Raw genomic sequence first — 15,073 nt, 5'->3', positions numbered from 1 at the left:
ACTCCAATGACCAAGCAACCTCGCGGGGCGCTTAGCGAGCTGTTCGCCCTGCTCAAACCTTTCTGGCCGATTGTCGCGGTATCGGTGCTGCTCGGCATGGTCGGCGGCCTTAGTGTCACCGCACTGCTGGCCATCACCAACAATGCCCTGCACGCCGAAAGCGGCTTGACCCAAGCCGTTGTCGGCGCCTTCGCCGGGCTGTGCCTGCTGGCGCTGCTCAGTTCGATCTGCTCCGATATCGGCACCAACTATGTGGGCCAGCACATCATTGCCAAGCTGCGCAAGGAACTGGGCGAGAAAGTGCTGTCGGCACCCATCGAGCAGATCGAACGTTACCGCAGCCATCGCCTGATCCCGGTGCTGACCCACGACGTCGATACCATCAGTGACTTCGCCTTTGCCTTTGCGCCCCTGGCCATCTCGCTCACCGTGACCCTCGGCTGCCTGGGTTACCTGGCGGTGTTGTCCTGGCCGATGTTCCTGATCATGCTGCTGGCCATCGCGGTGGGGACCGCCGTCCAGTACATGGCACGGGCACGCGGGATCAAGGGCTTCTTCGCTGCACGTGACGCAGAGGACGAACTGCAAAAGCACTACAACGCCATTGCCGAGGGTGCCAAGGAGCTGCGCATTCATCGCCCGCGCCGCCAGCGCATGTTTGCCGACCGCATCGAAAAAACCGCCGAGCAGATCTGCAACACGCAGATTCGCTCGATCAATATTTTCGTGATGGCCAAGACCTTTGGTTCGATGCTGTTCTTCGTGGTCATCGGCTTGGCCTTGACCCTGCAGTCGCTGTGGCCGAGTGCCGACAAAACGGTAATGAGCGGTTTCGTGCTGGTGCTGCTGTACATGAAGGGCCCGCTGGAGCATCTGGTCGGCACCCTGCCTATCGTCAGCCGGGCACAGATCGCCTTCCGCCGTATCGCCGAGCTTTCCGAGCGGTTCTCCTCCCCCGAACCCCACCTGTTGCTCAGCGACAATGGCCGCGACCCGGAGCCGGTACAGCACCTGGAACTGCGTAACGTGGCCTACAGCTTCCCCTCGGTGGATGACAAGCCGCCGTTCCGCCTGGGGCCGGTCAACCTGCGCATCGAACAGGGCGACATCACCTTCATCGTCGGTGAGAACGGCTGCGGCAAGACCACGCTGATCAAGCTGCTACTGGGCCTGTACCCACCCCAGGAAGGCGAGATCCTGCTCAACGGCGAGCCAATCACGGCACTCAATCGCGATGATTATCGCCAGTCATTCACCACCATCTTTGCCGACTACTACCTGTTTGACGATGTCGTGCAGGGCGACCAGCAGATACCCGAGGATGCCAACCAGTACCTCGAGCGCCTGGAGATCGCCCACAAGGTCAGCGTCAAGGACGGCAACTTCACCACCACCGACCTGTCCACCGGCCAACGCAAACGGCTGGCCCTGGTCAATGCCTGGCTGGAGAAACGCCCGGTGCTGGTGTTCGACGAATGGGCCGCAGACCAGGACCCGACCTTCCGCCGGATCTTCTACACCGAGCTGTTGCCCGACCTCAAACGCCTGGGCAAAACCATCATTGTCATCTCCCACGACGATCGCTACTTCGATCTGGCCGACCAGTTGGTACGCATGGAAGCCGGCCGAGTGATCAGCGACCGCGCGCTCGCCTGATCCATTTCACGCCCCGCACAAAAAAAGTTATCCGGTTTTGCGCGGGGCGTGCGTCTTAACAATCAGAACAATTCTCAATTACGACAGCACACACTTAACGGGTAGTAGTAATGGTCAATAACGTACGTGTATCCGGGGCCCACCACACCGCCAAACCTAGACAACGCACCTTGCTGGCCCTGGGCATTGCCTTCGCCTTGGGATGCGCGCAAGCGCAGGCAGAAGTCGTCAATCTGGACATCCCGGCGCAGCCGCTGGCCAGCGCTCTGCAGGAACTCGGTCAGCAATCCAACCTGCAGATTCTTTACAGCCCGGATACCGTGCGTAATTTCAAGACCCAGGCCATCAAGGGCGAAATCGACAGCGTCGAAGCCTTGCGTCGCCTGGTTCAGGGCACCGGGATCACCTACCGGGTCGAAGGCAACAACGTCACCCTGATCAACCCGTTGAACACCACTGGCAGCCAAATCAATTTGGACTCCACCTCGGTCACTGCCACCCAATTGGGCCTGCAAACCGAGAACACCGGCTCGTACACCACTGGCGCCGTCTCGGTCGGTGGCAAGACCCCGCAAGCGCTGCGCGATATTTCCCAGAGCGTTTCGGTAGTCAGCTCACAGCGCATCGAAGACCAGGGCCTGCACAGCGTCACCCAGGTGCTGAACCAGGCGACCGGGATCACCCTGGTCGGTGGTAACGACAACGATGTCGAGATCTACTCGCGCGGTTTCAAGATCACCAACGTGACCACCGATGGTGGCCCGCCGAACATGCGGGAAGAGTCTTACCAGTCGCTGCCGGACATGATCCAGTACGACCACGTCGAGATCCTGCGTGGCGCTGACGGCCTGAACTCCGGCACCGGCGAACCTGGCGGCACGGTCAACCTGGTGCGCAAGCGTGCCCTGGACCATAACCAGGTCAAGCTCGCCACCTCGGCGGGCAGCTGGAACAACTACCGCCAGGAAGTGGACGTCACCGGCCCAATGGGGTTTGACGGCAAGCTACGTGGGCGCTTCGCCGCTGCCTACGAGAACCGCGACTACTTTTACGATGGCCCCAACAGCGACAAACAATCCTGGTTTGGCGTAGTCGAAGCCGACGTCACCCCCGACACCCTGGTGACCGTGGGCGGCAGCTACGAAAAACGCGACATCGACGGCTACTGGGACAACGGCCTGCAACGCTACAGCACCGGTGCTGACCTGGGCCTGTCCCGTGACAAGTCACTGGCGGCCGACTGGTCGAGCGCCAATTCGGAGAAGATCGAAGGTTTCGCCAAGGTCGAACACGCCTTGAACGAAAACTGGACCACCGATGCCAGCTATACCTTCAGCAAGTACGACACCCACCACGACCTGGGCCAGGTAACGGGTGCACTTAACCCCGACACCGGCACCGGGACCAACTTCACGCGCACCCTGCGTGAGTTCGAGAACGTCCAGAACCTGATCAGTGCCAACCTGCACGGTACCTTCGAGGCCTTTGGCCGCCAGCACGAATTGCTGGTGGGCGCCGACCACGAGAACATCCACAAGTACTACGCCGACCACAGCCTCAACTCGCCACGTACCCCGGTGAATGTGTTCGGCGACGACATCGGCCCGATGCCCAAGCCGGTCAAGCCCGCGCTGTACTACGAGTATCCAGTCTGGGACACCAAGAAAACCGGTGGCTACATCACCCTCAAGGCGCAGTTGGCTGACCCGCTCAAGCTGATCGTGGGTGCCCGTTACAACGACTACGAAGATGAGCAGGTCAGCGTGGTACCGGCCTTCGGCTCGACCTTCGGCCTGGGCGGCAAGACCAGTGGGGTCGTCACCCCCTACGGTGGCCTGATCTACGAGTTGGACAAGAACTGGTCGCTGTACACCAGTTATGCGCAAATCTACAAACCGCAGACCAACTACCTCAGCTTCGGCGAAACCCAACTCAAGCCGATGGAAGGCAAGACCTACGAGTTCGGGGTCAAGAGCGACTTCTATGACGGTCGCCTGAACTTCTCCAGCGCCGTGTACTACACCAAGCGCGAGAACGAAGCGGTGCTGGTCGAAAGTGCAGACACCGCCACCAACAACTGCTGCTACACCGCTGGCGGCGAAATCGTCAGCCGCGGCTGGGACACTGAAATCAGCGGTGAGCTGACCCCGGGCTGGCAGATGTCGGCGGGCTATACCTACAACATCAACGAACAGCGTAAAGCCGGTGACCCGACCAAAGACGGCCTGCCGCTGAGCAGCCAGACGCCCAAGCACCTGTTCAAGTTCTTCACCACCTATCAGTTGCAGGGTGACCTGGACCGCTGGAAAGTCGGTGTAGGCGCCAACATCCAGAGCCGCAACTCCGTGACCGGTAACGTGCAGACCCGTCTGGGCGATGGTTCGCTGAGCCCGGCCAACTCGCCGTACACCTATATCCAGGCTGGCTATGCGGTGTGGAACGGTCTGGTCGAGTACAAGATCGACGACCACTGGACAGCTGCACTCAACGCCAACAACCTGTTCGACAAGAACTACTACCAGACCATTGGCAGTAGCGTTCGCGGCAACTGGTACGGTGAACCACGCAACTACATGGTGACCCTGCGCGGTACGTTCTAAAGGCTGTTGGGGCTGCTAGTGCAGCCCATCGCCGGCAAGGCCGGCTCCCACAATGTAAAGGGTGCATCATCACCTTTGTGGGAGCCGGCCTTGCCGGCGATGGGTCGCACAGCGGCCCCCCCGCTCACAAGACAAAAAAAGCCCGAGGCATTCAATGCCTCGGGCTTTTTCGTATTGCCCTGGCGCTACCCCAGATAACGCTGCACAACCTCAGCCAGCGCCTGGTGCACCTGCTCGATCTCCGGCACCACCGTGCGCAGGCGCAGCAGGTCATGGGTCAGGTCGGCATACTCGATCAGCTCGACGGCCACACCCTCCTCACGCAGCTTCCTGGCATAAGCCAGGCCTTCGTCCAGCAACGGATCAAACCCGGCAACAACGACCACCGCAGGGGCAGCCCCTTTCACCTCATCGGCCAACAATGGCGAGAAACGCCAGTCCAGGCGATCTTCGGTCGTGCGTGCGTAGTGCGTGTAGAACCACTCCAGCGTGTCGCTTTCCAGAAAGTACCCTTCAGCAAACAGTTCCATCGAAGCGCTGCGCTGCGAAGCGTCAGTCATCGGATAGCACAGCAGCTGAACCTTGGGGGTGATCAACGCCTGGTCACCGGCCTGCGCCGCTTCGATCGACAACACGGTGGCCAGGCTCGCGCCAACACTGTCACCCACCAATGCAACACGCTCCAGATCAAAGCCAAGCGCGGCACCTTGTGCCTTCAGCCAAGCCAGGCTGTCGCTGCAATCGTGCAACGCCATCGGAAACTTGTGCTGCGGCGCCAGCCGGTAGCCGACCGACAACACCGGGTAGCCGCTGCGCTGGCAGAACTCGCGGCAGACACCGTCGTGCGAGTCCAGGCTACCAACCACATAGCCGCCACCATGGAAGTACACAATCAGGCCGCTCAAGCCGGCAGCACGCTGCTGTGGCCGGTACAGGCGCAAGGGGATCCGGGCACCGTCTCGGGCCGGCGCAGCCAATGCCTCGACGTGCAGGTTCGCGGGTGCCGACCACTGCAATTGCCGCGTGGTCTGTTCGAACGCCTCGCGTGCCTGCTCTGGAGCCATCTCATGAAAAAACGGTTGCTTGCGCAACTGGCTCTCTTCGGCCAGATCGATAAATGCGCCAATGTCGGGGTGCAGTGTCATCTTGATTATCCTGAAAGTGGAAACGCCCGGGTCGCGATAGGCCGCGACCCGGGCTGTGCAGGGCTAGACCGCAACCGCCTGTTCCAGGCAGTGGCCAATCAGCGCCAGCAGCTCGGCCTGGAAGGCGTTCATCAAGGTCTCCACCGTGGCCGCGCGGTAACGCCGCGTGCTGTAGAAGCAACGCAACGACAGCTGGCCATCAAACACCTGCCCGGTAATCTCAAGCCAGTTACCCAGTTGAGCTTGTGGGCTGTAGCAGGCACCCGGGCTCTCATCAGCCGGCACCAATAGCGCCTGCTCATCGAAACTCTGGTCGAACTGCCCGAGGTAGTTGAAAGTCACCCGCGCCTCGGGCAGATGGCGGAAACGTTCGGCGGTCTGCGCACCACTCATGTAGCGCAGCACGCCATAGCCCAGCCCTTTGTCCGGTACGGCCGCCAGTTGCCCTTGAATCGCCTGGATCGAGGCGCCGAAGTCCTCACCCAGCCCCGGCTGCAAGCGCAACGGGAACATGCTGGTGAACCAGCCCAGGGTTCGGCTCAGGTCCAGCGCTTCGAACAGGTCTTCACGACCGTGCCCTTCGAACTGCACCAGCACCGAGCTGGCCTCGCTCCAACGGCACAACACGCGACTCAGCGCCGTCAGCAGAACGTCGTTGATCTGGGTCTGGTACACCGCTGGCACCTGCTTGAGCAGGCGCGTGGTGTCCTGCTCCGACAACTTGAGCTGGGCGCTCGCCTCGAAGCGCACCTGGTTCTTGCCACGCGGGTTGTCGCATGGCAGTTCCTTGCTCGGCTGCTCCAGTTGCTCCAGCCAATAGGCCAGCTCACGCTCAGCCAAGGTGTCGACATGCCCCTTCAGGCCCTCGGCCCAAGCGCGGAAACTGCTGGTGCGGATTGGCAACTGCGGCTCAAGCCCCTGGCTGCAAGCCTCGTAGGCCGTTTGCAGGTCTTGCAGCAGGATGCGCCAGGAAACACCGTCGATCACCAGGTGGTGAATGGCAATCATCAAGCGGCTTTCGCCGTTGTCCAACTGCGCATTGACCACCCGGAACACCGGCCCGTCGATCAGGTTGAGGCTGCGTTGGGCGCTGTTGACCAACGCGTTCAAGGCTTTTTCATCAGTCACCTGGCGATGCCAGATGCACTCGCAGATCCCTTCCAGCGTCTCGTAGTACTGGTACCAGCGACCGTTCTGCTCACGAAAGCGCAGGCGCAATGCATCGTGATGACGCACGATATGCAGCAGCGCCTGCTCCAGCGCCAGGCCATCGATTGGCTGGCGTGAGCGCAACATCAGCGCCTGGTTGAAGTGATGCGGCTCGCTCATCGGCTGGGCGAAGAACCACTCCTGAATCGGAATCAGGTTGAACAATCCCTCGCTGGCCAGTTGCGACAGGTCTTCGACCTCGCTGCGCACATTGCCCGCGCCCTGTTCGAACAACGCCTCGATGCTCTGGTAACGCATCAGGTCGCGCAGCTTCAGGTCCATCTGCAGGGTTGGGTGGTTGCGCACCCGCGAGATCACCTGCAGGCTCAGGATCGAGTCGCCGCCCAGTTCGAAGAAGTTGTCAGTGATGCCGACCTGCTCAACCTGCAGCACCTGCTCCCAGATTTCCGCCAGCCAGCGCTGACGCTCGTTCGTCGGCGCCACATAGGCGGCGGCATCGAATTGCGGCTCGGGCAGGGCCTTGCGGTCCAGCTTGCCGTTGGGGGTGACCGGGAAACGTGCCAGGCAGACGATCTGCGCCGGCACCATGTACTCGGGCAGGTTGGTGCGCAGTGCAGCTTTCAGGCCCTGGCCCAACTCAAGCCCGCCGGCGGTGACCACATAGCCGATCAGTTGCTTGCCCGACGGGCTTTCCCGTGCGATCACCAAGGCATCGCTGACGCCGTCCTGCTGACGCAGGCTGGCTTCGACTTCGCCCAGTTCGATGCGGAACCCGCGCACCTTGACCTGATGATCGATACGACCAACGTAGTCGATCACGCCATCTTCGCGCAGGCGCACCAGGTCACCGGTGCGGTACAGGCGACCGCCACTGCCGCCAAACGGGTCCGGCACAAAGCGCTCGGCGCTGATATCCGGGCGCCGATGGTAACCGCGTGCCACGCCATAACCACCGATATACAGCTCGCCGGCAAAACCCGGCGGCAGCGGTTGCAGGTTGTCGTCCAGGACGTACAGCGAGCGCTCGCCCACCGCCCGCCCGATGGGTGCGTATGCCGCCCCGCAACGTTCGGCCAGCGGGGCTTTCCACAGCATCGGGGTAACCACGGTTTCCGTCGGGCCGTAGCCGTTGGTGAAGTACACCGGCTTGAGTGCCGCCTTGACCTGTTCATAGGTCTGCTCCGGCACCGCATCGCCGCCGAAGCAGTAGATGCGCACTGGAGGCGCCGGCTCGGCACTGGCCTGGACGAACTCGGCCAGTTGCTTGAGGTAGGCCGGCGGGAAGCAGGCAATGGTGATGCCATGGCGATGCAAGGCCGCGCAGGTCTGCTCCGGCGTCCACAACTCGTTGTCACGCACCACCAGCGTGCCACCTGCGTACAAGGTACTCAGCCAGCGCTCATGGGCCCCGTCAAAGGCGAACGACATGAAGTGCAGTTCGCGGGTCTGATTGTCCATCTCGTACAACCGGGCAATCGCCTGGCAGTGTGCCGTAAGCGGGCCATGGGTCACGGCCACGCCTTTCGGTCGCCCGGTGGAGCCGGAGGTGTAGATCAGGTACGCCAGCGAATGCTCCAGCAAGCGACTGGCCGGGGCGTGCAGCGGATAGTCCTGGCTGTCAAAGCGGTCGATCTCCAGCACCGGCAGTTCTGCCGACAGGCCTAGCCGCTCACGCAGCGTATGCTGGGTCAGCAGCAGGCTCATCGCCGAGTCTTCGATCATGTAGGCCAGGCGCTCTGGCGGATAGTCGATATCCAGCGGCACGTAGGCAGCGCCGCTCTTGTGCACGGCGAGGAACGCCACCAGCAGGTCAACCGAACGCTCCATGGCCACACCGATCACCACTTCCGGGCCTGCGCCACGTTCGATCAGGGCATGCGCCAGCTGGTTGGCACGGCGCTCAAGGGTCTGGTAGTCCAGCACCTCGTTTGCGCAGCGCACCGCAATGGCCTCGGGTTGCGAACGGGCATGCCGGGCGATCAGTTGCGGCAGGTCGAGCGTTTCATGGACGGCGGCCGGGGTGCTGCTCCAATCCTGGAACGCTTGCTGCTGTTCGTCCGACAGCCGATGCAGATTGCCCAACGGCAGCTCGGCCGGGGCATCGAGCATGGCCGACAAGGTCTGCTCCATGCACCCGCGAATCGCTTCGACCGCCGCTGGGCTGAAGCTGTTGCGCAGGTACATGTACTCGATGCACAGCTTTTCGCTGAGGTTGACCGCCAGGTCCATCGGGAAGTTGGTGACCCCATGGTTGGCTGACGGGCCGAAGCTCAGGCCGGTCTCGACCTCTTCATTCAGACGCTCGTCGATCGGGTAGTTCTCGAACACGATGATGCTGTCGAACAAGCCTTGGCCGCTGACCCCCGACCAGCGCTGCACATCGGCCAGCGGGGCGTGGGAGTAATCGCGGATTTCCAGGTTGTACGCCTGCAACGCCCGCAACCATTGCACCAACGGCTGGCTCGGCTGCAGCGTCTGAATCACCGGCAGGGTGTTGATGAACAGGCCAAGCATGCTGTCGGCACCCGGCAGGCTTTCCGGGCGCCCGGCCACGGTCGCGCCGAAGGTGACCGTGCGCTGCCCGGTATAGCGCTGCAACACCAGCAGCCAGGCGCCCTGCACCAGGGTGTTGAGGGTGATGCGCAGGCGTCGGCAGTGTTGCTGCAGGCGTGTGGTCTGCACTTCATCCCAGTACGAGTACAAGGCCTGGTGGCCCGGCAGGTCCTGAACGTGGCGCGGATGTACTGCCTGGCTGAGCAAGGTGGGCTCTTCCAGCGGTTGCAAGCGGGCTTTCCAGAAGCGCTCCAGGTCGTCACGGTCCTGGTTGACCAGCCATTCGATAAAGTCGCGGTAGCGGCCACTCTGCCCGCTCACCTCGCCCGTGCCGTAGTGCTGCAACACCTCACCGAACAGCCGCGAGCTGCTCCAGCCGTCCATCAGGATGTGATGGCTGGTCCAGATCATCTGGTACTGCTCGTCGCTCAGGCGTACCAACAGCACCCGTTGCAACGGCGCAGCGCACAGGTCAAAACCACGCAGGCGCTCGCTTCGGTCCAGTTCGGCAATGCGCTGGGCATCTACCGGGGTACCGCGCCAATCCACTTCGCTGATATCCAGCTCGACCTGGCGATGTACCACTTGCAGCGGCTTGGCCAGCCCGCCCTGCCAATGGAAGCTGCTGCGCTGGATGGCATGACGTTCGGTCACGAAGGCCCAGGCCGCACGCAGGCGCGGTACATCCAGGCCGTCGATAGTCAGGCTGGACTGGTTGATGTACAGCTCGGTCTCATCGTCGCTGACGCTGTGGAACAGCATGCCTTCCTGCATCGGCGACAGCGGGTAGATATCCTCGATGTCCACCGCTGCAACCGGCAGGCGGTCGAGGTCGGCCTGGGACAGTTTCGCCAGCGGGAAGTCCGACGGCGTCACGCCCTGGTTGTGAGGGTCGAGGCAATGTTGCAGGAGGCCGTCGAGTTCGCAGTGCCAGGCATCGACCAGGCCAGCGAGGGTCGCGGCGTCGTAGCGACCCGACAGGCTCCAGTCCAGCTGCATTTGCCCGTCGCTGATCGACGTCTGCAAGTGCAGCCCCTTATGCTGCGTGCTGTCGGCCTGCGTCTCGAAGCTGAAGGCCAGGGCTGGCCAGGCCAGATTGGCGAACGCCTGCACCCGAGGATCGTCCAGCTGGCTCAGCGCCGCATAACCGGCACCGTGCTGCGGCACCCCGCGCAGGGACTCCTTGATCTGCCTGATCGAACACGCCACGTCCGCTTCGACCGCCAGGCGCAGTACATAAGCCCCGCTCGGCGACTGCAACGCCAGGCGCACCGTCGGCTGGCCGCAGAGGCGCGCCAGCGCTCGGGTGAGTGCGATTACCAGCAAGTCCGGGGTTTGCGTACGGTACGCCGCTGGCGCCAACTCCAGCAGTTGCCAGGTCTGGGTGGCGCTCAGCTGTTCACGTCGGCTGAGGTGCGCCGGTTCCAGTGCGGTTTCCTCCAGTGCATCGACGGCCGGCTGCCATTGTTGCTGCCAGAAACCGACCTGCGCCTTGAGCGCAGCCAACGCTGCTTCGGCTGTCTGCAGCGCATCAGGCTGCACAGCCTCGTTGACGCCGATCACCTGCGCAAGCGCGCCGATGGTCTGCTGTTCAAACAAGTCTTTGGGCGTGAAGACGATACCGGCTTGCCGTGCGCGGCTGACCACCTGGATCGAGACGATCGAATCGCCACCGAGCTCAAAGAAGTTGTCGGTCATGCCGACTTGTTCGAGGCGCAGCACGTCCTGCCAGATCACCGCCAGGCTGTGTTCCAGCGCACTGTTGGGGGCGACGTAGGCCTGTTGCATCTGGCTTGCGTCGGCGGCCGGCAGTGACTTGCGGTCCAGCTTGCCATTGGGGCTCAGCGGCAGGCGCTCCAACAGGATCAGGTAGGTTGGCACCATGTAGTCCGGCAGGGTCGCCTTCAGGTACGCCTTGACGCTGTCGCGCAGCGCCGCTTGCTGCTCGGCGCTGGCTGCATGCAGGCCAGCCTCGAGCGGCACCAGATAACCGACCAGGTGATGCCCGCTGCTGGCTTTCTGCGCCAGCACCACGGCCTCGTGTACCTGGTCGTGTTCAACCAGGCGAGCCTCGATCTCACCCAGTTCGATACGGAAACCGCGAATCTTCACCTGATGATCGATACGCCCGACGTAGTCGATGACGCCATCGGCCTGATAGCGCGACAGGTCACCGGTACGGTACAGGCGGCTGCCCGGCGTGCCGAACGGATCAGGCAGAAAGCGCTCGGCAGTCAGGCCTGGACGACCGAAGTAGCCACGCGCGAGCATGTCGCCACCGATCACCAGCTCACCCACTACACCAGCCGGTGCGGGCTGGCCGTTATCGTCCAGCAGGTAGATGCTGCGCCCCGGCAGCACCGAGCCAATCGGCATGGTCAGCGGCAAGGGCCGAATGCCGTTGACGTAATCGCCGCAATCCAGGGTGGTGACCGTCACGGTCGCTTCGGTCGGACCGTAGGTATTGAGCAGGCGGACCTGCGCCAGCCCAGCTTGCTGCCAAGCACTCAGGCCTTCCACCGGCATCGCTTCGCCACCACTGTGCACCTGACGCAGCACGCCATAGTCGCGTGGGCCGTGGGCGGCGAAATCCTTGGCGAGCATGTTCCAGTAGGCCGTGGTCAGGTCGACCACGCTGATGCGCTTGTCGATCAGTTCGCGGTAGAAGGTTTCGCTGTCCCAGATCTCGCTCCCACGCAAGACCACAGAGGCCCCGCAGATCAACGCCGGGTAGAGCTGTTCGACAAAACCGTCAAAGTTGAAGGTGGAGAATTGCAGGGCGCGGTCGTCGGCCTTGAGGTCGAAGAAGTCCAACGTCACGAACGCATGGCGAGTCAGCGACAACTGGCTGATCCCGACGCCCTTCGGCCGCCCGGTAGAGCCGGAAGTGAACATGACGTAGGCCAGGTTGTCGGCCTGCGCGCGGTTCGGCAGGTCATCGCAGCCAAGGTCCAGCCAGGCCCGCGGCTGGTCCAGGCAGAGTACCGGCAGCCCTTCAGGCACCGCCAGTTCAGGCAGCAGATGGCTGTGGCTGAGCAGCAAGGCGACGCCGCTGTCTTCGATCATGCACAACAGGCGGTCCTGCGGGTATTTCGGGTCCAGCGGTACGTAGCCACCGCCGGCCTTGAGCACGGCCAGCAAGCCGACGATCATGTCCAGCCCGCGCTCGGCGGCAATCCCCACCAGCACTTCCGGCCCGACCCCCAGGGCAACCAGATGCCGGGCCAGGCGGTTGGCCTGCTCGTTCAACTGGCGATAGCTCAGTTGCTGGTCTGCAAACAGCAGCGCCGGAGCATCCGGCTGGCGCGCGGCCTGAAGTTCGAACAGCTGGTGCACGCGCTGCTCGCTTGGGCAGTCCAGTGGCGCCTGGCTCCACTCTTGCAGCAACTGCCGCGATTCGTCTGCACTGAGCCAGTTCAGCTCGCTGAGGTACTGTTGCGGATCATCCAGCATGCCCAGCAGCAGCGTGTGCAAGTGCGCGCCCAGGCGTTCAATGATCGGCGCAGAGAAATTCATCCGCGCATAGCTGTAGTGCAGTGACAGCGTCTGCCCCAGGTTCACCGACAAGGTAAGAGGGTAGTTGGTCTGCTCGTGGTTGCCGATACCCGAGAAACTCAAACCCTGCGGGGCCTGCTGTTGCAGGGCATCGGCCACCGGGTAGTTCTCGAACACCAGAATCGCGTCGAACAAGGCCTCGGCACCCAGCCCGGCCCAGCGCTGGATATCAAACAGCGGCGTATGCTCAAACTCGCGCAGGGCCAGGTTCTGCGCCTGGACCACTTGCAGCCACTGGCCAACGGTCTGCTGGGGCAGCGGGGCAGCGACGACCGGCAAGGTGTTGATGAACAGGCCCACCTGCTGCTCGACCCCCTTGAGCTCGGTCGGACGACCGGCAACGGTGGCACCAAAGGCCACGCAGTCCTGGCCGGTGTAGCGCTGCAACAACAGCAGCCAGGCAGCCTGGACCAGCGTGTTGACGGTGATTTTCTGCTGACGGGCAAACTCGCCAAGGCGACGGGTCTGCGCGGCGTCCAGTGCGTGCGCCCATTCGCCATGGCCTTTTTCCTGGGTACCACGCGGCATCAGGTTGGCAACGGCCTGGACCAGTCGGGTCGGCTCCTGCAAACCCGCCAGTTGCTGCTTCCAGAAGATCTCGCCGACCTTGGCATCCTGACGCTGCAGCCAGGCGATGTAATCGCGGTAACGGCCCTGGCGCGCCGGCAGCGGCGTGCCGTTGTAGCGCTGCAACACCTCGCCCATCAACTGCGACTGGCTCCAGCCGTCCATGAGAATGTGGTGGTGGGTATGGATCAGGTGGTGGCGGTTGTCGGCGGTCTGTACCAATACCAGACGCAGCAAGGGTGCTGCGGCCAGGTCGAAGCCGCGGGCCAGCTCTGCACCGGCCAGGGCCGACAGCGCCGCGTCGAGGTCAGCGCGCCCTCGCCAATCGTGCAAGGTAAACGGTACGCTCAGGTGTTTGTGCACCACCTGCACCGGCTGCGCCAGGTCACCTTCCCAGACGAAGCCGCTGCGCAGGATTTCCTGCTCGTCCAGCGCGGCCTGCCAGGCGGCACGGAAGCGCTCGGGGTCGAGCCCTTCGACGTCCAGGCGCATCTGGTTGAGGTAATCACCGCCGCTTTGCTCGTAGAGCGTATGGAACAGCATGCCCTGCTGCATCGGCGACAGCGGGTAGATGTCCTCGATCTGCTCGGCAGCAACCGGCAGGTTGTCCAGTTGTGCCTGGGTCAGGCGCGCGAGAGCAAAGTCCGATGGCGTGACGCCCTGGTGCTGTGGTGCCAGGCAATGCTCGACCAGCGCGTGCAGTTCACGGCTGTAGTCGTCGGCCAGGGCCTGGATGGTTGCAACGTCGAATTGCTCGCGACTGAAGGTCCAGCCCAGGCTTAGCTCACCGCCGTACACCCGGCCATTGAGGGTCAGCCAGTTGCCCAGCGGAGCCTCGGCGTCCTGCTCTGCCCCGGTGCCTTCACCGCTTGGCAGGAACAGGCTGCCATCGGCCTCTTCAAAGCTTCCATCGAACTGGCCCAGGTAGTTGAAGGTGATGCGTGGCACCGGCAATGCCTTGAGGGTTGCACGACTGGCGTCATCCCCCAGGTAGCGCAGCGCCGCGAAGCCCATGCCCTTGTTCGGAATCGCGCGCAACTGTTCCTTGATCTGTTTGATCGACGCGTCGAACTGAGCCTGTGGTGTGAGGCGTGCCGGGAACAGGCTGGTGAACCAGCCAACACTGCGGATCAGGTCAATGGAGTCGAACAGTTCTTCCCGACCATGGCCCTCCAGTTGCACCAGCACTGACTCCTCACCGGTCCAGCGCGCGATCACCCGCGCCAACGCCGTCAGCAACAGATCGTTGACCTGGGTGCGATAGGCCGCAGGGGCCTCTTGCAGCAATGCCCGGGTAAGCCCGGCATCCAGCTGGGTATAGACGCTATGGGCGTGACGCTTTTGCAGGTTGGCACCAGGCCGGGCGTCGGGAAGCGCGGCGGACACACCGTGCAATTGCGCCTGCCAGTACCCCAATTCCTCCTGTAGCGCCTCGCTGCGGGCGTAAGTTTGCAGTTGCTCAGCCCAGGCCTTGACCGAGCTGGTCTTGGCAGGAAGGGCCAGCGCTTGCCCGGCATCCAGCTGCCGGTAAGCGCGTTGCAGGTCCTCCAGCAGGATGCGCCACGACACGCCGTCCACGGCCAGGTGATGGATCACCAGCAGCAATCGCTGGCTGCCATCGGCCAGTTGCACCAGGACCGCGCGGATCAGGCTGGCCTGTTGCAGATCGAGGCTGCGCTGGGCTTCATCACCCAGGCGTGGCAGCTCGCTGCTGTCGGCCAGCGATGTTTGCCAAAGCAGTGGTTGCTCCTGCCAGAAAGCCTGCAGCTCGGCCGGGCTGCGAAACTGTGCCTGCCAGCCATCGGCTTGCTCGCTGAAGCTCAGGCG

At 63.0% G+C, this 15,073-nt stretch carries 4 protein-coding genes; 2 read left to right on the top strand and 2 right to left on the bottom strand.

Annotated features, from left to right (window positions below; genetic code table 11):
• Nucleotides 1–6 precede the first annotated feature (6 nt).
• Both M5G11_RS00415 and M5G11_RS00410 read left to right on the top strand, forming a co-directional pair.
• Nucleotides 7–1,656, top strand: coding sequence for a cyclic peptide export ABC transporter (locus M5G11_RS00415; RefSeq protein WP_273913905.1), 1,650 nt, complete (start codon nt 7–9; stop codon nt 1,654–1,656).
• Between the two features lie 110 nt (nt 1,657–1,766).
• Nucleotides 1,767–4,256 (top strand): TonB-dependent siderophore receptor, encoded by a 2,490-nt coding sequence (locus tag M5G11_RS00410; protein ID WP_273913904.1) that lies wholly within the window; start codon nt 1,767–1,769, stop codon nt 4,254–4,256.
• Nucleotides 4,257–4,441: 185 nt separating this feature from the next.
• Here the strand turns inward: M5G11_RS00410 and M5G11_RS00405 are convergent, their stop codons facing one another.
• Nucleotides 4,442–5,401 carry an alpha/beta hydrolase gene (locus M5G11_RS00405; protein ID WP_273913903.1) on the bottom strand — a complete coding sequence of 320 codons (960 nt, stop codon included), beginning with the start codon at nt 5,399–5,401 and terminating at the stop codon, nt 4,442–4,444.
• A 63-nt stretch (nt 5,402–5,464) separates the two neighbouring features.
• On the bottom strand, nt 5,465–15,073 hold a 9,609-nt coding region (locus M5G11_RS00400), incomplete at its 5' end, for a non-ribosomal peptide synthetase (protein WP_273913902.1).

It is taken from the genome of Pseudomonas fontis (assembly GCF_028656955.1).
Taxonomy (GTDB): Bacteria; Pseudomonadota; Gammaproteobacteria; order Pseudomonadales; family Pseudomonadaceae; genus Aquipseudomonas; species Aquipseudomonas fontis.
Note: the sequence above shows the minus strand (reverse complement) of the source record. Positions and strands in the feature narration are given on the sequence as shown.

Bases quoted from the DNA above. Each gene is read 5' to 3' on its own strand.
- M5G11_RS00415 (WP_273913905.1), top strand. From the start codon at position 7: ATGACCAAGCAACCTCGCGGGGCGCTTAGCGAGCTGTTCGCCCTGCTC.
- M5G11_RS00410 (WP_273913904.1), top strand. From the start codon at position 1,767: ATGGTCAATAACGTACGTGTATCCGGGGCCCACCACACCGCCAAACCT.
- M5G11_RS00405 (WP_273913903.1), bottom strand. From the start codon at position 5,401: ATGACACTGCACCCCGACATTGGCGCATTTATCGATCTGGCCGAAGAG.